The organism is Actinomadura sp. NPDC049753 (assembly GCF_040674655.1).
GTDB classification, from domain to species: Bacteria; Actinomycetota; Actinomycetes; order Streptosporangiales; family Streptosporangiaceae; genus Spirillospora; species Spirillospora verrucosospora.
This window is the reverse complement of record NZ_JBFARL010000060.1, coordinates 19,632-39,343: the sequence shown is the minus strand read 5'-3', so window position 1 is coordinate 39,343 and position 19,712 is coordinate 19,632. Positions and strand designations below refer to the sequence as shown.

Annotated in this window: 16 protein-coding genes and 1 pseudogene; 8 read left to right on the top strand and 9 right to left on the bottom strand. The window is 75.2% G+C overall.

Annotation, left to right across the window (positions count from 1 at the left end; all coding sequences use genetic code 11):
* Positions 1–90 (top strand): annotated as a pseudogene (locus AB0K37_RS17865) (glycoside hydrolase family 48 protein); the annotation flags it as partial.
* A 57-nt stretch (positions 91–147) separates the two neighbouring features.
* Here AB0K37_RS17865 and AB0K37_RS17860 read toward each other — a convergent pair.
* Positions 148–846, bottom strand: coding sequence for a Crp/Fnr family transcriptional regulator (locus AB0K37_RS17860; protein ID WP_363981848.1), 699 nt, complete (start codon positions 844–846; stop codon positions 148–150).
* A gap of 102 nt (positions 847–948) precedes the next feature.
* The gene (locus AB0K37_RS17855) at positions 949–4,764 is read right to left on the bottom strand and encodes a tetratricopeptide repeat protein (RefSeq protein ID WP_363981845.1); all 3,816 of its coding nucleotides are present in this window, start codon (positions 4,762–4,764) and stop codon (positions 949–951) included.
* Positions 4,765–5,030: 266 nt separating this feature from the next.
* Between AB0K37_RS17855 and AB0K37_RS17850 the strand changes: the two genes are divergently transcribed.
* Both AB0K37_RS17850 and AB0K37_RS17845 read left to right on the top strand, forming a co-directional pair.
* Positions 5,031–5,696 carry an MBL fold metallo-hydrolase gene (locus tag AB0K37_RS17850; RefSeq protein WP_363981842.1) on the top strand — a complete coding sequence of 222 codons (666 nt, stop codon included), beginning with the start codon at positions 5,031–5,033 and terminating at the stop codon, positions 5,694–5,696.
* Positions 5,697–5,837: 141 nt separating this feature from the next.
* Positions 5,838–6,371, top strand: coding sequence for a GTPase domain-containing protein (locus AB0K37_RS17845; RefSeq protein ID WP_363981839.1), 534 nt, complete (start codon positions 5,838–5,840; stop codon positions 6,369–6,371).
* On the opposite strand, the gene AB0K37_RS17840 is transcribed toward AB0K37_RS17845, so the two are convergent.
* Positions 6,364–7,635, bottom strand: a complete 1,272-nt coding sequence (locus AB0K37_RS17840; RefSeq protein ID WP_363981837.1) for a hypothetical protein — start codon at positions 7,633–7,635, stop codon at positions 6,364–6,366. The genes AB0K37_RS17845 and AB0K37_RS17840 overlap by 8 nt on opposite strands.
* Before the next feature lie 157 nt (positions 7,636–7,792).
* Here AB0K37_RS17840 and AB0K37_RS17835 point away from each other — a divergent pair, with 157 nt between their 5' ends.
* The 3 genes from AB0K37_RS17835 to AB0K37_RS17825 are packed head-to-tail and all read left to right on the top strand — an operon-like array spanning position 7,793 to position 10,302.
* The gene (locus AB0K37_RS17835) at positions 7,793–8,878 is read left to right on the top strand and encodes an S-(hydroxymethyl)mycothiol dehydrogenase (protein WP_363981834.1); all 1,086 of its coding nucleotides are present in this window, start codon (positions 7,793–7,795) and stop codon (positions 8,876–8,878) included.
* A complete protein-coding gene (locus AB0K37_RS17830) occupies positions 8,878–9,522 on the top strand; it encodes an MBL fold metallo-hydrolase (RefSeq protein ID WP_363981831.1) in 645 nt (214 codons plus the stop codon). The genes AB0K37_RS17835 and AB0K37_RS17830 overlap by 1 nt, the downstream gene beginning before the upstream one ends.
* 51 nt (positions 9,523–9,573) lie before the next feature.
* Positions 9,574–10,302, top strand: a complete 729-nt coding sequence (locus AB0K37_RS17825) for a hypothetical protein (RefSeq protein WP_363981828.1) — start codon at positions 9,574–9,576, stop codon at positions 10,300–10,302.
* A 23-nt stretch (positions 10,303–10,325) separates the two neighbouring features.
* Here AB0K37_RS17825 and AB0K37_RS17820 read toward each other — a convergent pair whose 3' ends face one another.
* Together AB0K37_RS17820 and AB0K37_RS17815 are read right to left on the bottom strand one after the other, a co-directional pair.
* On the bottom strand, positions 10,326–11,927 hold the full coding sequence (locus AB0K37_RS17820) for an adenylate/guanylate cyclase domain-containing protein (RefSeq protein WP_363981825.1): 1,602 nt from the start codon (positions 11,925–11,927) through the stop codon (positions 10,326–10,328).
* Between the two features lie 74 nt (positions 11,928–12,001).
* On the bottom strand, positions 12,002–12,496 hold the full coding sequence (locus AB0K37_RS17815) for a helix-turn-helix domain-containing protein (protein WP_363981822.1): 495 nt from the start codon (positions 12,494–12,496) through the stop codon (positions 12,002–12,004).
* A gap of 90 nt (positions 12,497–12,586) precedes the next feature.
* Between AB0K37_RS17815 and AB0K37_RS17810 the strand changes: the two genes are divergently transcribed.
* A complete protein-coding gene (locus tag AB0K37_RS17810; protein ID WP_363981819.1) occupies positions 12,587–13,975 on the top strand; it encodes an MFS transporter in 1,389 nt (462 codons plus the stop codon).
* Positions 13,976–13,981: 6 nt separating this feature from the next.
* On the opposite strand, the gene AB0K37_RS17805 is transcribed toward AB0K37_RS17810, so the two are convergent.
* From AB0K37_RS17805 to AB0K37_RS17795, 3 genes are read right to left on the bottom strand one after another with little or no spacing between them, the layout of a single operon-like run.
* On the bottom strand, positions 13,982–15,379 hold the full coding sequence (locus AB0K37_RS17805; RefSeq protein ID WP_363981816.1) for a VWA domain-containing protein: 1,398 nt from the start codon (positions 15,377–15,379) through the stop codon (positions 13,982–13,984).
* Between the two features lies 1 nt (position 15,380).
* Entirely contained in the window at positions 15,381–16,250 is an 870-nt protein-coding gene (locus AB0K37_RS17800) for a MoxR family ATPase (protein ID WP_345184277.1), read from the bottom strand.
* Positions 16,247–16,681, bottom strand: a complete 435-nt coding sequence (locus AB0K37_RS17795; RefSeq protein WP_363981813.1) for a hypothetical protein — start codon at positions 16,679–16,681, stop codon at positions 16,247–16,249. Before AB0K37_RS17795 ends, AB0K37_RS17800 begins: the two co-directional genes overlap by 4 nt.
* Positions 16,682–16,809: 128 nt before the next feature.
* On the opposite strand from AB0K37_RS17795, the gene AB0K37_RS17790 reads away from it, so the two are divergent.
* Positions 16,810–17,154, top strand: a complete 345-nt coding sequence (locus AB0K37_RS17790; RefSeq protein WP_363981810.1) for a hypothetical protein — start codon at positions 16,810–16,812, stop codon at positions 17,152–17,154.
* 313 nt (positions 17,155–17,467) lie between these two features.
* On the opposite strand, the gene AB0K37_RS17785 is transcribed toward AB0K37_RS17790, so the two are convergent.
* Complete coding sequence (locus tag AB0K37_RS17785) at positions 17,468–19,663, bottom strand: acyl-CoA dehydrogenase (RefSeq protein WP_363981807.1); 2,196 nt, start codon at positions 19,661–19,663, stop codon at positions 17,468–17,470.
* Positions 19,664–19,712 lie beyond the last annotated feature (49 nt).

Sequence of the window (19,712 nt, the reverse complement as noted above, 5' to 3'; positions counted from 1 at the left end):
TCCGGCTGGAGCGGCAAGATGCCGAACGGCGACCCGATCAACTCCAGCTCGACCTTCATGTCCATCCGTTCCTTCTACAAGAGCGACCCCGACTATACGAGCCCTCGCGGTTCCGCGAGGAAGCGGGCTTCTGAGCGGGCCGGAGGGCTAGGGGAGGTCGTCGCCCGCGAGCCGGTGCAGGGCGTCCGCGGAGCGGACGGCGATCGCGCTCCGGGCGACGGTCACGCGGCCGCGCACGGGCTCGGCCGCGAGGATCTGCGCGACCTTGCGGCGGCCCATCCCGGCCCAGCGGCCGAGGTCCTGCTGGGTGACCGGGACCTGGACGAGGACGCCCTCCTCGATCACGCCGTCCGGGCGCTCCCGCTTGACCGGGGAGCCGAACCGCGCCGCCAGGCGCAGGAGGCGGCCGGCGAGGCGGCGCTCGGGGTCGTCGGGGAAGTGCGCGACGCGCAGCTCGTTGGCGTCGCGGAGCCGTTCGGCGAGGACGGCGGCGACCGCCCACACCGAGCCGGGCTGGGCGTCCAGGACGCCGCGGAAGCGCGCGGCGGGCAGCACGATGGCCTCGACCCGCGTCAGCGCCTCGGCGTTGGCGTGCCGGACCCCGCCGTCCACCGCCTCCAGCTCCCCCACCAGGTCGCCGGGGCCGAGGACGTCGAGGATGGCGGTCTCGCCGTCCCGGTCCACCCAGACCTTCACCGCCCCGGACCGCAGGACGAAGACCTGGGCCGCGCGGGTGTGCTCGCGCGTCAGGAACGCGCCGGGCCTGATCACCACCGGCGCGCCCGCCCGCCGCAGGGCCTCCTGGGCGCGGGGGGTCAGCGCGTCCCAGAACCGGGGGGTCTGCATCTCGCCTCCTCACCGGACCCGGATCCGGCCGGGCCCCGGCTTCATGATCGCTCGCTCGCGGTCCAGTGAACGCGCCCCGGGGCCGGCCGACCAGGTCATCGGTCACATCTCGGGCGGTCTTTCCGGGGCGAGCAGGCCGTCCAGGGCGCGGACGCGGCGGACGCAGTCCGCGGCGGCCGCGTGGTCGCCGAGGGCCAGGCGGGAGTCGCGCAGCAGTTCCAGCGCCCCCCGCAGCCCCCGCTGGTCGTCGGTCTCGCGGCGGATGGCGATCTCGGCGGTGACGTGCTCCACCGCGCGGTCGTGCTCGCCGGTCAGCTGGTACGCGCGGGCCATGCTGTGCAGGGCGTGGGCCTGCTCGCGGGTGGCGCCGAGCTCGGCGGCGAGGTCGAGGGCGCGCCGCCCGGTCGCGAGGGCGTCGCCGGCGCGGCCGAGGTCGAGGTGGATGGCGGCGAGGTGGCCCAGGCCGACGGCCTCGCTGTGCCGGTCGCCGACCTCGCCCAGGATGCGCAGGGCCTCCAGCTCCCGCTCCAGGGCCTCCTCGGGACGCCCGGCGCGGCGCAGCACGGCGGCGAGGGTGTCCATGCCGACGCCGAGGCCGTACCAGTCGCCGCCCGACTCGCGGATGCCGAGCGCCTGCCGGGCGGCGCGCTCGGCCTCCTCGGGCAGGCCGAGCCGCGAGTAGGTGCGGGCCAGGCTGCCGAGCGTCCCGGCCATGCCGCCCCGCGCGCCGAGCCGGTGCCACAGGTCCAGGGCCTCCAGGCCGAGGACGAACGCCTCCTGGTGCCGGCCGAGGCGCCGCATCACCACCGACAGGTGCTCCAGGTCGTTGGCCTCGCCGTGCTGGTCGCCGATCTCGCGGCGGATCTCCAGAGCGCGCAGGAGGTGCTCGCGCGCCTCGCGGTACCGTCCGAGGCGCCAGTGGACGATCCCGATCTGCGCGAGCGCCTCGGCCTCGCCGTGCCGGTCGCTGGTCTCGCGGTGCAGCCGCAGCGCCTGCCCGCAGTAGGTGAACGCCTCGGCGAACCGCGTCGCCTCGCACATGAGCATGCCGAGCGTGGCCAGCGCGCGCGCCTCCCCGTGGCGGGCGCCGAGGGCGCGGTAGGTGCGCAGCGCCTGCTCGGCGTCCTGCTGCGCCAGGTCGCGCAGGCCGAGCGCGGCGTTCATCCGCGCGAGCTCGGTCAGCGCCTGCGCGGCACCGTGCATGTCGGCGAGTTCCTGGCGGATGGCGAGCGCTTCCAGAGCGTGCGACACAGCACCGTGGACGTTTCCTTGGCGGCGGTGTACCTGGGCCACGGTGAGCAGGGTCTCCGCCACGCCGGGTTGGTCGTGGGTCCGGCGGCGGACGTCGAGCGCCCTCGCGGCGTGGTCCAAAGCCGTCTCGTAGTCGCCGAGGCCCAGGTGGGCCCGGGCCAGGATGTCGTGCCCCTTGGCCGTTCCCGCGTCGTCTCGCAGCTCCCCGTGCATGGCGAGGGAGCGCCGGGCGTGGTCGATCGCCGTCAGGTAGCGGCCCAGTGCCACGTGGACGTCGGCCAGGGTGGCCAGGGTGGCGGCCTCCCCGTAGCGGTCGGGCGGGTCGGCGGCCCGGAACCCGCGCCGCGCGTCCTCGCCGTAGCCGATGGCCTGGACGGAGTCGCCCAGCTCGAAGTGCGCCATCGCCAGGTTGTGGAGCATGACGGCGGCGGCCGCCCAGTCCTCCTCGGTGCGGGCGGCGTGCAGGCCCACCTGGTGGACGGCGATGCTGTCCTCGCTGTAGCGGCGGAACTCCTGGAAGTCGAACAGCGCGTCGGCGAGCTCCCAGCACGTGCGGTGCAGGCCGAGCCGCGCGGCCTGGTGCACCGCGGCGACCAGGTTGCGCCGCTCGGCCTCGAACCAGGCGAGTCCGGCGGCGCGCTCCGCGGCGGTGGACGGACGCCCGTGCGCCTCCCCCGGATGCGTCCGGGGACGGGACCGCGCCGCCATGGCCTCCCCCGCGTGGCGCGCCTCGGCGAGGTAGCCGGCCAGGAGCCGCCGCTGCGCCGCCTGGAGCTCGCCGTCGGAGTCCTCCCGCAGCCCCCGCTCGCGTGCGAAGTCGCGCAGCAGGTCGTGCATCCGGTAGCGGCCGGGCCCCACGTCGTGCACCAGGTACGCCTGGCGCAGGCCCTCCAGGCATTCGCGCGCGTCGCCGACCGTGCCGTCCAGCAGGGCGGCGAGGGCGGTGGGCGTGAAGTCGGGGCCCGCGACCAGGCCGAGCCTGCGGAACGCCTCTCGCTGCCCGCGGCGCAGGCTCCGGTAGGCGACGTCGAACGTCGGGCTGAGGACGGCCAGCAGCGCCGTCCCGGACGTTCCGGGCGCCGCGCCGTCGCCCAGGCCCGCCCCCGCGAGGCCCGGCCCGTACGGCGCGGCGTCCCGGACCTCCCGGGCCGCCAGTTCCCGGACGGTCCCGGCGATCGACTCGCCGGGGTTCTCGGCGAGCCGCCCGGCCATGACGCCGAGCGCGAGCGGCAGGTGGCCGCATTCGCGCGCGAGCCGCTCGACCGCCTTGTCCTCCTCCCTGAGGCGGGGGTCGCCCGCCCCGAGGACGTTGGAGATGAGGTCCACGGCCTCCTGCGTCACCATCTCCCGCAGTTCCAGGGTCCGGACGTCGGCGCCTTCGAGCAGGGCCGGCAGCCGCCGCCGGCTCGTCACGACCACCAGCCCCGAGGTCATCGCCGCCAGCAGCGGCCTGATCTGCTCGGGCCGGGCGGCGTTGTCCAGGATCAGCAGCATCCGGCGGTCGCCGAGCAGGGACCGGCACTGCGCCGCCAGCTCCGCCTGCGTCCGCGGCACCTGGTCGCCGGGCACGCCCGCCGCGCGCAGCACCTGCCCCATCGCCTCCGCCGGGGTGACGGGGCTGCGGGACGTGCCGCGCAGGTCGGCGAACAGGACGCCGTCGGGGAAGCGGTCGACGACCCGGTGCGCCCAGTGCAGCGCCAGCGTGGTCTTGCCGACGCCCGCCATGCCCTGGACCACGACGGCGCGCGGCCACACGGACTGGCCGACCAGCAGGTCGAGCTTGCCGAGGCTGACCGCGCGTCCGGCGAAGTAGGGGTCGGCGGCGGGCAGGCGGACGGCGGGCGGCCGGGCCGGCGCTCCCAGGCGCACCGGTTCGCGCGCCGCGATCCCGGCGCCGTCGTCCTGACCCCGGGCCTGCTCGGGCGCCCGCTCGGGCTCGGCGTCCGGCCAGTCGTCGCCCCAGGGGCTCGCGGCGCGGCGGAGCCGTTCGACCTCGAGGACGGTCAGCGGGCGGGCCCGCCGGTCGAGGATGCCCTTGGCCCGCCACGTCCGGAACCAGCGCACCAGCGTCTCGCGGGAGATCCCCGCCCAGTTCGCCAGCTCCGCCTGGCTGAGCCGCAGGGGGATCCGCGTGCCCTGGCCGGGGGCGGGCTCGCCGAACCGGTGCGCCAGCTCCAGCAGGTGGTAGGCGAGCCGCTGGGGATGGTCCGCGGCCCGCACCGCGTGCCGGCGGCCGCCGTAGGTGACGCTCTCGGAGACGGCGTGCATCATCGCCTCGGCGACCTGCGGGCTCGCCGCCAGCAGGCTGCGGAACTTGCGGCGGTCCACGCGCAGCGCCGTCACGTGGTCCAGCGCGGCGACCGTGGCGCGCTGCGGATGACCCCACGGGCCGAGGACCCCGACCAGGTCGCCCGCCCCGAACAGGTCGATGATCGACTCGTCGCCGTCGCTGGAGTCCACGAACTCCTTGGCCACCGCGTTGCTCGCGGCCCGCGGCGACGCCTTGAACACCACGTAGACGGCCGGCGCGACCGTGCCCTGGTGGCACAGCATGCCGCCGGGCGGGATGTCGGCGCGCCGGCCCATGGCGCGCAGGGCCTGCCGGTCGGTGGGGGCCAGCCGCTCCCAGAAGCTGCCCGGCCGGACGCCCGGCCCGTCGCCGATCATCCGGTCCTCCTCCCGCCGCGGCGCGCCGCCGGCGGCGTCCCGCACGGCCGCGCGGGACGGAACGCGGTCGTCACCGCCTCACCGCCCTTCCGGGGTCGAACCTGATCTTCCAGTTCCCATGGTGCGGGGAGAAGGCGGAAAAGTCCGTCCGGCGGCGCACGGTTCGGCTGCGTCTGGTGACTCATTTCAGGCGCGCACCCGGACCGCGGGTGATCGCGGGAGCCGATGATGGAAGATGGTCTTCGAACGAACGACGGGGAGGACGCATGACCTACACCGGTAACGTCGAGGCCGGCGGGCGTCCGGACGTCCGGGAGCTGCCCGGGCTGCGGGTGACGAAGGTGGCGGTCGGCCCGTACGACAACAACGCCTACCTGCTGCGGTGCACCGCGACCGGCGAGCAGCTGCTGATCGACGCGGCGAACGAGGCGCCCCGGCTGCTGGAGCTGATCGGCGACGGCCCCCTCGCGCGGATCGTCACCACGCACCGCCACGAGGACCACTGGATGGCGCTGAGCGAGGTGGCGCGGGCCACCGGCGCGCCGGTCGTCGCCCACCCGCGCGACGCCGGGCCCCTCCCCGAGCCGGTCGCCGAGCCCGTGGAGCACGGCGACACCGTCGCGGTCGGGCAGGCGTCCCTCGACGTCATCCACCTGCGCGGCCACACGCCCGGCTCGATCGCGCTCCTCTACGACGCCGGCGGCGAGCTGGCCGACCGCCCGCACCTGTTCACCGGCGACAGCCTGTTCCCCGGCGGCGTCGGCAACACCTGGGGCGACCCGACGCGCTTCCGGCAGCTGCTCTCGGACGTGGAGGAGCGCGTGTTCGACCGCCTCCCCGACGCCACCTGGTTCTACCCGGGGCACGGCAAGGACTCGACGCTCGGCCGGGAGCGCCCCTCGCTAACGGAGTGGCGCGCCCGCGGCTGGTGACGCTTCCCGCTCGGCCGGAACAAGTGGCGGGGGACGTTCGTTTGCCCCAACACACTTCCGGCCCGAGACCAGGAGTCGACCATCCCCCCACCTCACGAGGCGGATCCGGAACCCGCGCTGCGCTACCCGGCGGGTTCGCTGGTGCTGGTCGCCGGTCTGCCCGGCTCCGGTAAGAGCACGTTGCTCAACCGCCTGTACGGGCTGCGCGGCGACGAGACGTCCCCGGTGCGCGCCGGGGACGTCCGGGTGATCGACTCGCGCCAGTCGCGCAACTGGTGGGCGCGGTTCCTCGGGCCGCTGCCCGTCCGGCTGCGGACCCCGATCGTCCAGAGCACCCACGTCTGGCGCATCGGCCGCGCGATCGTCGCCGGGCACGGCGTCGTCGCCCACACGCGCGGCACCTGGCCGCACATCCTGCACGGCTTCGCCTGGCTGGCGCGCCGCCGCGGCGGGCGGCTGCACCTGATCCTCATCGACGTCGCGCCGGAGACGGCCCGCGCCGGCCAGTACGCGCGCGGCCGCGTCGTCGCCGCCGCCCTGTGGGCCCGGCACTGCCGCCGCTGGCACCCCCTGATCACCCGGGCGCGCAGCGGCGCCCCCCTGCCGCCCGCCGCCGGCGTCACCGTCCTCGACCGCGACGCCGCCGACAAGCTGCAGGCCATCCACTTCAGCTGAGCTCGCCGAACCAGCGCACGATCCGGGCGGTGCCCGCGAGGTTGGAGCCGAGGTGGCGCGAGCCGCCGTAGAGCCGGTCGCCCACCTCGACGACGGGCACGGCGGCGCCGCGGTCCCGGAACCGCGCCGCGCAGTGGTCGGTGTTGGCGGTGACCGCCTGCTCGTCCCCGGCCATCTTGTAGAGGCGGACCGGGACGCGCGGGGTCCAGGCCGTGCAGACCTCCGCGTCCACGCTCAGGGCCTCGGCGAACGATCCGGAGGGGTGGCGCAGCAGCGCGAGGCCGCGCGGGGTGAGGAGGTCGCCCAGCGTGTCCGGGAGGCCGCCGAGCATGACGGGCCCGGGCGTCGTGCCGTCGAAGTACTTCTCGACGCGTTCGGCATAGGGCTCGCGGAACAGCTCCGAGGGGTCCTCGTAGATGCCTCCGTGGACACGGTTCCAGGAGGTGAGCAGGTACGACGTGTAGGCGACCGCCATCTTCGGAGCGACGTCCCCGCCCAGCAGGGCGGGCAGTTCCGCGCCCCGGAAGTCGTAGGCTCCGCTGATCGGGGCCACCGCGCGCAGGTGGAAGCGCGGGTCGGCGCCGCCCTGCAGCGCCCGGGCGAGGCCGAGCGCGGACGAGGCGCCCTGCGAGAAGCCGGTGACGAAGACCCGGCCGTCGAGGACGCGTCCCGCCCGCGGGGCGAAGTGGCGCGCGGCGCGGAGCATGTCGAGGGACGCGCTCGTCTCGGACGGCACGTCCTTCCACGGATGGACTCCGGGGCCGAGGCCCAGGCCGAGGTAGTCGGGCGCGACCGCCGCGAACCCGGCCGCGGCGTAGGTGACGGCCGCCCCGGGGCCCCAGACGTCGTCCGACGTCGAGGGGGCGTCCGGCTTGTAGCTCGTGGTGCCGTGCGTGTAGGAGACGGTGGCGAGGCGGCGGTCGCGGCTGCGCGGCAGGACGACCAGACCGCTGGCGGTCGTCGCGCGGCCCCTCGCGTCGACCGTCCGGTAGACGAGCCGGTAGGTGTCCACGCCGTGGCGGACGGACGCGGTGTCGAAGCCCTCGGACGCGAGCCAGGTGCGGACCTGGCCGGCGGACATGGCGGTGAGGTGGGTGGCGGAGACCAGGTGCCCGCGTGCGGTGCCCTGCTCGGCCACGGCCCCCGGCCGGTGCTCGGCGTCCGGGTGCACGGACGCCCCGGCGGACGCGGCGCCGGCGCAGGCGGCCGTGATCGCGGCGGCGGCGAGCATCCCGGTGGTGAGGCGGGTGACGGTGCTTGTCATGGCAGTGAGCCTCGCGCCCGGCCGCCCGGGCCCGCGTCGCCCGCGTAGGTGATCTCGTGTCCGCTACCTGAGAGGGGCCCCCGGCCGGTCGTGGGGAGGAAGGCGGGCGGGGGCGTGGGTAGGGTCGGGGGAGATCGAGACGACGAGAGGCGGCAGCATGGCGCAGCAGGTACGCGGGGTCGTCGCACCCGGCAAGGGGCAGCCGGTGCGGATCGAGACGATCGTCGTTCCGGACCCGGGGCCCGGCGAGGCGGTCGTCGACGTCCAGGCGTGCGGGGTCTGCCACACCGACCTGCACTACCGCGAGGGCGGGATCAACGACGAGTTCCCGTTCCTGCTCGGGCACGAGGCCGCCGGGGTCGTCGAGTCGGTGGGCGAGGGGGTGACCGAGGTGGCGCCCGGCGACTTCGTGATCCTCAACTGGCGCGCGGTGTGCGGGCAGTGCCGCGCCTGCACGCGCGGACGCCCCTGGTACTGCTTCGACACCCACAACGCCGCCCAGAAGATGACCCTTGAGGACGGGACGGAGCTGTCGCCCGCGCTCGGCATCGGAGCGTTCGCCGACAAGACCCTCGTCGCGGCCGGGCAGTGCACCAAGGTCGACCCCGCGGCGCGGCCCGAGGCCGCCGGACTGCTCGGGTGCGGGGTGATGGCGGGGCTCGGCGCGGCGATCAACACCGGCGGGGTCGGGCGCGGCGACTCGGTCGCGGTCATCGGCTGCGGCGGCGTCGGCGCGGCGGCCGTGCTCGGCGCCCGGCTGGCCGGGGCCGCCCGGATCATCGCCGTGGACCTGGACGAGCGCAAGCTCGCCACCGCGTCCTCCCTCGGGGCCACGCACACCGTGAACGGCGCGGAGAAGGACGTCGTCGCGACGGTGCGGGAGCTGACCGGCGGGTTCGGCGCGGACGTCGTCATCGACGCGGTCGGCCGCCCCGAGACCTACGAGCAGGCCTTCAACGCCCGCGACCTCGCCGGGACGGTGGTGCTGGTCGGCGTGCCGACTCCGGAGATGAGGCTGGAGCTGCCGCTGCTGGAGGTGTTCGGGCGCGGCGGGTCGCTGAAGTCGTCCTGGTACGGCGACTGCCTGCCGTCCCGCGACTTCCCCATGCTCATCGACCTCTACCTGCAGGGACGCCTGGACCTCGACGCGTTCGTCTCCGAGACGATCCCGCTGGACGGCGTCGAGGCCGCGTTCGAGAAGATGCACCGCGGCGACGTGCTGCGCTCGGTGGTGGTGCTCTGATGGCCGGTGGATCCGCCGGACCGCGCGTCGACCACCTCGTCACGTCGGGGACGTTCTCGCTGGACGGCGGGACGTGGGAGGTCGACAACAACGTCTGGATTGTCGGGGACGACAGCGAGGCGATCGTCATCGACGCCGCGCACGACGCCGAGGCCATCGCGGCGGCGCTCGGCGGCCGCCGGCTGGTGGCGATCGTGTCCACGCACGGGCACGACGACCACATCGACGCGGCACCCGCCCTGCGGGCCCGCACGGGCGCGCCCGTCCTGCTGCACCCGGACGACCTGATGCTGTGGAAGCAGCGGCACCCGGACACCTCGCCCGACGGCGAGCTGGCCGACGGGCAGGTCGTCACGGTCGCGGGCACGGACCTGACAGTCCTGCACACGCCCGGCCACAGTCCCGGCGCGGTGTGCCTCCACGCGCCCGGCCTGGCGACGGTGTTCTCCGGCGACACGCTGTTCAGCGGCGGCCCCGGCGCGACCGGCCGGTCGTTCTCCGACTTCCCGACGATCATCGCCTCGATCCGGGAGCGGCTGCTGACGCTCCCGCCGGAGACGACCGTCCGCACCGGGCACGGCGAGTCCACCACCGTCGGCGCGGAGGCCCCGCATCTTGAGGAATGGATAGCCCGCGGCCACTGACCGGGATAGTGTCCCCGGTGGCGGACAGCAGTCCAGGGCCGGGAGGGTGCGATGCGGCGCAGGGCACCGCTGGCGCTCCTGCTGTGCGGGGCGGTCGCGGGCTGCGGCCAGAGCGCGCGCGGCGCGGACGTGCCGCCGCCGACCGCGCCGCCCCTGTCGGCCCCCGCGCCCACCGCGAGCCCTCCTCCCCAGGCCGACGTCCCCGCGACCGGCGAGCCCGTGCCGCTGGGGCGGGTCGCGGGGTGGCGCATCACCACGTACTACACGGCGCTGGAAAGCCTGTACGACGGCGAGCGGAAAGCGGTGCGCGGCTGCGCCCGCTTCCACTGCTCGCACGGGAAGGCCCCGCTCGGCTCCTACCCGAAGGACTTCCTCAAGGTCGTCCAGACCGAGGGCAGCGGGCGCATCACCGAGGGGCCCGAGCGGGGCCGGTACCTGAACTGGTCGCACAGCGTCGGCTTCTGGCTGGACGACACCACCCGCGACTCGCGGGGGCGCCCGCTGCGGGCGTGGGCGTCGGCGGCGGCCGACAGGTCCGTGCTGGCGCGCGGACGGCGGTTCGTGATCCTCGACTGCGGTGAGGACGGCGGCGGCCGCGCCGTCGAGGACGAGGTGTGCGCGGCGTTCCGGAAGGCCCGCTGGACGGTCACCGACCTGTTCCGCCCCGGATACGGCGGCCAGAACCACGCCGACGTCTACATCGGCGAGGAGAAGGGCTCGCGGCTGGCCGGGTCGCCGTTCTACACGACGCTGAGCGGCGCCACGCTCGTGGGGTCCTGAGGACGTCCCGGGCGGGAAGGCGGCTAGGACGGGACGCGCTCGACCGGGCGCGGTGAGGCGAGGCGGGTCGGCTGCGTCCGGCCCCGCAGGGTGACCTCGTCGCCGAGCGACCAGTGCGCCGCCTCGTCCGGTCCCGCCCCGGCGAGGAGGGAGCCCGCCGCCAGCACGCGCTCGGAGGTGGTCTTGGCCATGTCGGTGAGGCGGGCCGCCTCGTTCACCGGGTCGCCGATCACGGTGTACTCGAACCGCTCCTCGGCGCCGATGTGCCCGGCGACGGCCTCGCCCGCCGAGACGCCCACGGCGGCGCTCAGCGCCGGGACGTCCTCGCGCAGCCGGCGGGCCAGCTCGCGGGACGCGGCGAGCGCGCGGGCGGGCGCGCCGTCCAGCGCGAGCGGCGCCCCGAAGATCGCGAGCGCGGCGTCGCCCTCGAACTTGTTGATCCAGCCGCCGTGCGCGCCGATCACCTCGACGACCACGGCGAAGAAGTCGTTCAGCAGCCGGACGACCTCGGCGGGCGGCCGGTCGGCCGCGAGCCGGGTGGAGCCGATGATGTCCACGAAGATCACCGCGTCCTCGCGCAGCTCGCCGCCGAGGTCGATGCCGCGCTCCACCGCGACGCGCGCGGCGTCCGCGCCGACCTGGCGCCCGAACAGGTCGCGCAGGCGCTCGTGCTCGCGCAGCCCGGCCGCCATGTGGTTGAACCCGGCCTGCAGCAGCCCGACCTCGCTGGCGTCGTAGACGGGGACCTCGACGTCCAGGTCGCCGCGCTCGATCCGGGCGAGGCCGAGCCGCACCGACTCGACGGGGTCGGCGATGGCGCGGGCGGCGCCGTAGGTGACGCCGAGCCCGACGACCAGCGCGATGCCGCCGAGCGCGAGGACGGCGACGGCGAACTCCCGCACGGTGATCCTGGCGATGACGAACGACCCGATCGCGAGGGTCATCAGCCCGAGGATCGGGACCGCGGTGCCGAGGCCCCAGGCCAGCACGGAACGGGCGACGACGCCGGGCAGCCCGGTCCGGCGCGGCATCTCGCTGCGCAGCGCGGTCGTCACCGCGCGCCGCAGCAGCCGCTCGGTCAGCAGGTAGACGACCGTGCAGGTGGTGAGGCCGCCGAGCAGGCTCGTCAGGCCCAGCTTGACGGCGAGCAGGCCCGAGAAGGGGGCGTTGATGACGACCCAGCCGACCGTCCCGATCCCCCACAGCGTCAGGTGCAGGGCCATCAGCCGCAGCGGCCCGTACAGCAGCAGGGAGCGCTCGTGCCGGCCGGGTTCGTCGTGCCGCTCGACCAGGCGCCGGACGCGGCGGAAGAACCGTTCGCCGAGGACGAGGCCGACCGGCACCGCGGCGGTGACGTAGACGGTGAAGACGATCAGGTTGACGAGCCGGATCCGCTCGGACACCTCGCCGACGGGGTCGGGGACGACGACGGCGAACGCGAGCACGACCAGCGCGCCGCCGAGGTTCGCCAGCCCGGTGGAGATCCGCACCAGGACCCTGGCCCGGCGGGCGATCTGTGCCCGGGTGTCGTCCGGGCCGCCGTCGATCAGCCGCCACAGGGGGCCGAGCACGCTGCCCGGCCGGAACCGGGCGCGGGGGGCGGTCTCGGCCCTTTCGGTGTTCATGAGCGAGGAGATTATCTGGTCGAATCCCCACAGACCCCACCGCCGGCGAGCGACCTCGCCGAGGGATCGCTCACTCAGGTGCGGATCGGCTCCAGCAGCCGGTGCGGGTTGCGCAGGACCATGCTGACCGGGTCGGTGCGGCGGCGGACGCCGGGCCCGGCGTGGATCTCCAGCTCGTCCGGGGCGACGTGCCGCCCGCACGCGGCGCACCGCCCGTCCGGGCCGATCTCGGTGCCGCAGGCGAGGTGGACGAAGACGCGGCACGGCTCGGCGGACAGGTGGTCCTCCGCCCAGCGGGCGAGGGTGTGGACGACGGGCCACAGCTCCTTGCCCATCTCCGTCAGCACGTAGTCGTGGCCGTCCTTGACGAGGACGCCGGCGTCGACCAGCGACTGCAGCCGCGCAGACAGCACCGCGCGGGGGATGTCCAGGTGGACGAGGAAGTCGCTGAAGCGGCGGACGCCGTAGAAGGCGTCCCGGACGATCAGCAGCGTCCAGCGCTCCCCCACGACCTCCAGCGCGCGGGCCAGCGAGCAGTCCTGCGCCGCGTAGTCCTTGCCGAGTGCCATGCCACCACAGTACCCACCGAGGGGTTCATTGATTGAACTCAGTCGTGCTACCGTCACCCCGTCAGTTCGTTCAATGAACCTGGAGACCGCATGACGACCCTGGCGACCCCCCGCGCCGCGCGCAGCGCGCCGGGCACCGCCGCCGCGCTGACGCTGCCGGCCGCCGCCACCCTCCTGGCCCTGATGAACTACTGCGCCCCCGCGGCGACGCTGGCCGACACCGCCCGCGGGCTGCACGCCGGGGCGACCGCGCAGATCTGGCTGATGAGCTCGATCAGCCTCGGCCTCGCGGCGGCGCTGCTGGCCGCGGGCAGCCTCGCCGACGACCACGGGCGCAGGCGCGTGTTCGTGATCGGCGCGGTGGCGCTCGCCGTCTCCAGCGTCGCGTGCGCGCTCGCGCCCAACGCCGCGGTGTTCATCGCGGGCCGCGTCGCGCAGGGCGCGGCCAGCGCCGCCCTGCTGGTGACCGGGCTCGGCATCGTCGGCGCCTCGTTCCCGCCGGGTCCGCGGCGGGCGCGGGCCACCGGCATGTGGGGCGCGATGGTCGGCCTCGGCATCGCGCTCGGCCCCATCGCCGCGGCCGGGCTGACCTCCGCCGGCGGCTGGCGGCTCTGGTACTGGGCCACGGTGGCCGCGTCCGCGGTGCTCGCCGCGGCGGCCTCCCGCGCGCTCACCGAGTCGCGGGCCGAGCGTCCGCGCGGCGTGGACGTGCCGGGGCTGGTCACGATGAGCCTCGGCGTCGCGGCGCTGGTGGCCGCGATCACCTGGGGCCGCACCGGCTGGACGTCCCCGGGCGTCCTCGCGCTGTTCGCCGCCGCGGCGGTCCTGCTGTCCGCGTTCGTCCTCGTCGAGTCGCGGCGGCGGGAACCGATGGTCGAGCTGGCGCTGTTCCGGCGGCCGGCATTCCTGCTGTCGGTGACGGGGGCGCTCGTCACCGGGCTCGCCGTGATCGGGGTCATGACCTACCTGGCGACGATGATGAGCCTGGTGATGGGCCTGTCCCCCATCGCGGCGGCGCTGGTGCTGGCGATCTGGTCCGGGCTGTCGTTCGTCGTCGCCCTGCAGGCCCACCGCCTCCCGGCGCGGCTGCCCGTCCGGCGCCTGCTCGCCGCCGGGTTCGCGCTCGCCGGCGTCAGCGAGCTCGCGCTGGCGGCCCTGGCCCCGGACGCGCACTGGTGGCGGCTCGTGCCGGGCCTCGCCGCCGCCGGCGTCGCCAGCGGCCTGACCAACGCCATGCTCGCCCGGCTCGCCGTGGAGAGCGTCCCCGCCGACCGCGCGAGCATGGGGGCCGGCGCCAACAACACCGCCCGCTACATCGGGGCGTCGCTGGGCGTGGCGATCGTCGGGGCCGTCGCCACGGGGTTCGGGCACGACGCGGCCTCGCTGGCGCACGGCACGAACGTCGCGATGGTCGTCTCGGCCGTCGCCGCGCTCGCCTACGCCGTCCTCGCCCTCGTCATCCGCGACCGGGCCTCCTGAACCCGGCTAGGCGAGCTCCTCGACGAAGGCGGCCAGCTGGGTCAGGTTCCGGCACTCGTACATGGGGACCAGCTCGCCGTAGCGGGACGCGGCGGAGTCGCCGGTGTCCCACTGGGAGCGCGGCTCCGGGTTCAGCCAGTACGCGTGCCGGGCCCGCTCCGCCATCGACCGCACGATCGGCAGGGACAGCTCCCCGTAGTTCGACCGGGCGTCGCCGAGGATCAGCAGGGACGTCCTCGGGGTGACGGCGTCGCGGTACTTGTCGTCGAACACCTTGAAGGCGTGGCCGTAGTTGGACCGGCCCGTGATCCACACGAGGTCGGCCTCGGCGGCGAGGCGGGTCATCGCGGCCGTGACGTCCGCGCCCGGCGCGAAGTACTTGGTGATCTCGTCGGTGGCGTCGATGAAGGCGAACGCGCGGACCTTGCTGAACTGCTCCCGCAGCGCGAACGTCAGCAGCAGCGTGAAGTGCGCGAACGCCGACACCGAGTCGCTGGCGTCGCACAGCACCACCAGCTCGGGCCGGTGCGGGCGCCGCGGCCGGTGGTGGGTGGTGAGCGGCACTCCCCCGCTGGACAGGGACGCGCGGACCGTCCGGCGGAAGTCGAGCCGCCCCCGCCGCCCGTGCCGCTGCTTCTGCACGAGCCGCGACGCCAGCCTGCGCGCCAGCGGGTACACCTCCCGGCGCAGCGCCTCCATCTCGGCGCGGGACGCGCCGGCGAAGTCGAGCCGTTCCAGCGGGGGGCGCACGACGATGCGGGCGGTCCGCTCGACCCCCGTGTCCTCGGCGATGCGGCGCCGCACCTCGCCCGCGACGAGGCCGGAGAACCGGGCCATGCGGTCGCGGAACGTCCGGCGCGCGACGCGCTCGGCCATTCCGCCCCGCTCCCGCCCGGTCAGGACCGACTCCAGCAGCCGCGCCATCAGGGTCTCCGGCGACAGCGCGCTCATCACGCCGGAGGAGAACCACGACTCCTGCCCGGGCGTCCGGCCGTACTCGGCGACCGCCAGCCGGGCGAACCGGCGCAACCCCGCCTCGTCCCCGGACAGGAGCAGGTCGGCGAGCTCCTCCCGGCGCCGCTGCACCCGCGGGTCGAGCGCCGCCGGGACGGGCCTGCCGTCGTCGTCGACCGTCCTCGCCGGGCGCTCGGGGTCCGGCGCCGCTCCCGCGCCGTCCCCGACGGCCGCCGGGAACCACAGGTCGAAGAGCGTGTCGAACGTCGCGCGGTGCTGGGGCCGCTTGACGACCGTCGCGGCGTAGGCGGCGCGCAGCGACTCGCGGTCGAGCAGGTCGACGGCCCGCACGGCGCGCACCGCGTCCAGCCCCTCGGCGACCGACACCGGCAGCCCGGCCCGCCGCAGCTCCGCGACGAACCCGGTGTGCCGGTCGACGAGTGAGGCCATGTCAGCCGCTCAGCCCGAGTTCCTTGGCGGCGCGCTCCTGGTCGGAGGCGTGCTTCAGGACGACACCGAGCGTGCGGCCCACGGCGGCCTCGTCCAGGTCGTCCAGGCCGAGGGCCAGCAGCGTGCGCGCCCAGTCGACGGTCTCCGCGATCGACGGCGCCTTCTTGATCTCCAGGTCGCGCAGCGTGCCGACGGTGCGGACGAGCTGCTCGGCCAGCTCCGCCTCGATGCCCGGCACCTGCGCGAGCACGATGTCGCGCTCCCGGTCGGGCGCCGGATAGTCCAGGTGCAGGTAGAGGCAGCGGCGCTTGAGCGCCTCCGACAGCTCCCGCGCCGCGTTCGAGGTGATCAGCACGAAGGGGCGGCGGACCGCCGCCACCGTCCCGAGCTCGGGAATCGTCACCTGGAAGTCCGACAGGACCTCCAGCAGCATGCCCTCGACCTCGACGTCGGCCTTGTCCGCCTCGTCGATGAGCAGGACGGTCGGGTCGCTGCGGCGGATCGCCGCCAGCAGCGGCCGCTCCAGCAGGAACTCCTCGGAGAAGATGTCGTCGTGGGTCTCCTGCCAGGCCCGGTCGGCGGGCGCGGCCTGGATCGCGAGGAGCTGCTTCTTGTAGTTGAACTCGTAGAGCGCGCGGGCCTCGTCCAGGCCCTCGTAGCACTGCAGGCGGATCAGCTCCGCGCCGGTCGCCGCCGCCACCGCCTTCGCCAGCTCCGTCTTGCCGACCCCCGCCGGTCCCTCCACCAGCAGCGGCTTGCCGAGCGCCTGCGCCAGGAACACCGTCGTGGCGATCTCGTCGTCGGCGAGGTAGCGGACGCCGGCGAGCCTGCGCCCGGCGTCGGCGGGTGAGGCGAACATCGCGTCGGTCATCCCTTGCCCTTCCGCGCGGCGGCCTTCTTGTAGGTCTGGTTGGTCCCCGCGAACACGAGCGACGCCTTGTCCTCGCTGAGCGCGACGCCCCAGTAGGACGCGGCCTTCGGGTCGCCGCCGTTCCACGAGAAGCGGTACTTGCCGCCGCCTTCGGGGATGGCCGAACCGCTCCACAGCTTCTGCCGGCCCCGCACCCACACGCCGCTGCCGTCGGCCTTGAACTGGAAGTAGTCCTTGGCCGTGCCGACCCAGCGCCCCACCAGCGGCTTGACGTCGGCGGGCCTCACCGCCGGCAGCGGCGCCAGCGTGGTGGGCGGCGCGGACGGCGCGGCGTCCGCGGCCTGCTTCTCACCGCCGCCGCATCCCGCGAGGGCCAGCCCGGCCGCGGCGGCGCAGGCGGCGAGGGCGGTCGAACGGGCCCGCACTGTCACGGAGACCTCCGGATTTCCTTGGACAAGAGCGGAATCCTACCTGCGCGTCCGCTCACACCTGAGGGGGAGCCGCCACATGGCACCGGGGAGTGACGCGGCAGCCCTCCCCGCCCGCCTATAACGGTGTCATGACGACCCCACGACTGCCGCGCGAGGACCTCACGGCGGCCATGGCGGCCCGGCGCGAGCTGGGGCCCGACTATGACGACGCCTTCATCGAGACGGTCGTCGACCGCATCGAGGAGACCCTCGACGCCCGCGCCGCCGCGCCGACCCCCCGCCGCCGCCGCGCCCCGGCGCCCGAGCCGCGGCACGGCGACCGCGACCACAGCCTGGCCATGGCGATACTGTCGCTGCTCGCCGCGATCCCGCTCAGCGCGATCGGCGTCGTCAACGCCGGCATCCCCGGCCTCCTCATCGCCCTGACCGGCGTCGTGCTCGTCAACTTCACCTACACCTTCCGGCCCAGATAACCCAGGGGGAGCGACCCCCCTGGAACCCCCCGTTGCGACGCAGGCGATCCTCACGCCGCCGTCACGGTTCGCGGTGCCCGTTGCGGTCTCCGCAGCGTCGCTCCGGTCGCCTGCGTCGACGGGCAGGCGCGTTGCGCTCGCTGCGCTCGCTCCACGCGCCTGCCCGTGGCCGAGGGTTGGGGTTCGTGCCTGGCCGGGGCTGGGGTCCCTGCCCGGCCCGGCTGGGGTTCGTGCCCGGCCGAGGGTTGGGGGTCGTGCCCGGCCGGGCTGGGGTTCCTGCCCCTGGCCGGGGCTGGGGGCGTGCCTGGTGGGGTTATTTGCCCGGTTCGGGGTCTCGGGGGAGGCCGAGGATGCGTTCGCCGATGATGTTGAGCTGCACCTCGGTGGTGCCGCCGTAGATGGTCATCGCGCGGCTGAACAGCATGGCGCGGCCCACGATGCCGCTCTCGGCCATCGGGGCCTCCGTGGCCGCGGCCGCGCCCTGCGCCGCCCAGCAGTGATCGGCGACGTCCTGGTTGAACTGGACGCCGAGCAGCTTGCGGACGCTGGCCTCCGCGCCCGGCTCCACGCCGTTCAGCTGCTTGAGCGTGGTGCGCAGGCCGAGCAGGTCGATCGACTGGCCCTGGGCGACGAGCCTGCCGACCTCGGCGGCCGCGACCGCGTCCAGCTCCCGGTTCGCGAAGAACCGCAGCAGCTCCGGGACGCCCATGCCGAGGCCGCCGCCGGTCGACAGCGACACCCGCTCGTTGGACAGGGTGTTGCGCGCGACCTGCCAGCCCTGGTTGACCTCGCCCACCACTCGGTCGTCGGGGACGAAGACGCCGTCCAGGAAGACCTCGTTGAACAGGGCGTCGCCGGTCAGCTCACGCAGCGGGCGGACGTCCACGCCCTCGGACGCCATGTCGACGAGGAAGTAGGTGATGCCGTCGTGCTTGGCCGCGGCGGGGTCGGTGCGGGCGATGCAGAAGCCCCACTGGGCGTGCTGGGCGAGCGACGTCCAGATCTTCTGGCCGGTGAGCCTCCAGCCGCCCTCGACCCGCTCGGCCTTCATCGACAGGGACGCCAGGTCCGAGCCGGCGCCCGGCTCGGAGAACAGCTGGCACCACACGATCTTCCCGCGCAGCGTCGGCCGCAGGAACCGCTCCTTCTGCTCGTCGGTCCCGTAGCGGACGAGCGAGGGCACCAGCCAGGCGCCGATCCCGAGGTTCGGCGTCTTGACCTTGGCGGCCCGCAGCTCCTGCTGGATGAGGATCTGCTCGACCGGCCCGGCCTCGCGCCCCCACGGCCTCGGGAAGTGCGGGACGGTCCAGCCCTCGTCGCCGAGGCGCTCGGCCAGCGCGTCCCTGTCCTCGATCGCGGCCAGCTCGGCGATCTCGGCGCGGATCCGCTCGCGCAGCGGCTGGGCGTCCTCGTCCAGCTCCAGCACGACCTCGCGGCGGCCGCCGTCCAGCGCGAGCGCGGCGACCTTGGCGGCCCAGCCCTTGGACGGGCCGAGCAGCGCCCGCAGCGTCAGGGCGCGGCGCAGGTAGACGTGGGCATCGTGCTCCCACGTGAAGCCGATGCCGCCCAGGATCTGGATGGCGTCGCGGGCGGTCTGCACCCCGGCGTCCAGCGCGACGACGGCCGCCACGGCGGCCGCGAACCCGGCTTCCTCGGTGCCCTCGTCCAGGGCGCGGGCGGCGTCCCAGGCGGCGGCGCGGGCCTGCTCCAGGGCGATCAGGCTGCGGGCGGCCTTGTGCTTGACGCCCTGGAACTGCCCGATCGGGCGGCCGAACTGCTCGCGGACCTTGGCGTACTCGGCGGCGGTCGTCACCAGCCAGCCCGACAGGCCCGCGGCCTCGGCGCCGAACAGCGCGGCGGCCAGGTCACGGACCCGGCCGGTGGTGAGGCCGTCCAGGACGCGGTCGGCGGCGACGGAGGCGCCGGAGACCTCGACGGAGGCGACGCGCCGGACCCGGTCCAGGCTCGGCACCGGGGTGACGGCGAGGTCGGCCGCGTCCAGCGCGACCCACTGCTCCCCGTCGTCGACGGCGACGGGCAGCACGAGCACGTCGGCGAGCGCGGCGCCGAGCACCGTGGCCGACGTCCCCGACACCACGAGCGCGTCGCCCTCGCGGCGGCCGGTCAGCTCGCCGTCCAGCGCGACGGCGGCCGTCCGCGACCCGTCGGCGAGGCCCGGGAGCAGCTCGGCGCGCAGCTTGGCGTTGCTGGAGGCGTCGATGACCGTGCTGGCGAGCACGGTCGGCAGGAACGGCCCGGGCGCGGCCGCGCGGCCCAGCTCCTCCAGCACCACCGACAGCTCCAGCAGGCCGAAACCCTGCCCGCCGTGCTCCTCGTCCAGGTGCAGGCCCAGCAGGCCCTGCTCGGCGAGGGCCGGCCAGAACCCGGGCCTGGTCTCCTCCTCCGCGTCCAGCGCGGCCCGGACGGCCGTCGCCGGAATGTTGCGCTCGGCGAAGCCGCGCACCGATTCGGCGAGCGCCTCATGCTCCTCGGTCAGCCCGATGGCCATGCGTCAACCCTCTCTCGACCCTTTTGACCGAGATTCTAGAACAGCATTC

Excerpts from the sequence above, each read along its gene's own strand:
- AB0K37_RS17840 (WP_363981837.1), bottom strand. The coding sequence starts at position 7,635 with ATGACAAGCACCGTCACCCGCCTCACCACCGGGATGCTCGCCGCCGCC.
- AB0K37_RS17800 (WP_345184277.1), bottom strand. The coding sequence starts at position 16,250 with ATGACCGACGCGATGTTCGCCTCACCCGCCGACGCCGGGCGCAGGCTC.
- AB0K37_RS17820 (WP_363981825.1), bottom strand. The coding sequence starts at position 11,927 with ATGAACACCGAAAGGGCCGAGACCGCCCCCCGCGCCCGGTTCCGGCCG.
- AB0K37_RS17805 (WP_363981816.1), bottom strand. The coding sequence starts at position 15,379 with ATGGCCTCACTCGTCGACCGGCACACCGGGTTCGTCGCGGAGCTGCGG.
- AB0K37_RS17830 (WP_363981831.1), top strand. The coding sequence starts at position 8,878 with ATGGCCGGTGGATCCGCCGGACCGCGCGTCGACCACCTCGTCACGTCG.
- AB0K37_RS17810 (WP_363981819.1), top strand. The coding sequence starts at position 12,587 with ATGACGACCCTGGCGACCCCCCGCGCCGCGCGCAGCGCGCCGGGCACC.
- AB0K37_RS17855 (WP_363981845.1), bottom strand. The coding sequence starts at position 4,764 with ATGATCGGCGACGGGCCGGGCGTCCGGCCGGGCAGCTTCTGGGAGCGG.
- AB0K37_RS17825 (WP_363981828.1), top strand. The coding sequence starts at position 9,574 with ATGCGGCGCAGGGCACCGCTGGCGCTCCTGCTGTGCGGGGCGGTCGCG.
- AB0K37_RS17835 (WP_363981834.1), top strand. The coding sequence starts at position 7,793 with ATGGCGCAGCAGGTACGCGGGGTCGTCGCACCCGGCAAGGGGCAGCCG.
- AB0K37_RS17860 (WP_363981848.1), bottom strand. The coding sequence starts at position 846 with ATGCAGACCCCCCGGTTCTGGGACGCGCTGACCCCCCGCGCCCAGGAG.
- AB0K37_RS17790 (WP_363981810.1), top strand. The coding sequence starts at position 16,810 with ATGACGACCCCACGACTGCCGCGCGAGGACCTCACGGCGGCCATGGCG.
- AB0K37_RS17850 (WP_363981842.1), top strand. The coding sequence starts at position 5,031 with ATGACCTACACCGGTAACGTCGAGGCCGGCGGGCGTCCGGACGTCCGG.
- AB0K37_RS17815 (WP_363981822.1), bottom strand. The coding sequence starts at position 12,496 with ATGGCACTCGGCAAGGACTACGCGGCGCAGGACTGCTCGCTGGCCCGC.
- AB0K37_RS17785 (WP_363981807.1), bottom strand. The coding sequence starts at position 19,663 with ATGGCCATCGGGCTGACCGAGGAGCATGAGGCGCTCGCCGAATCGGTG.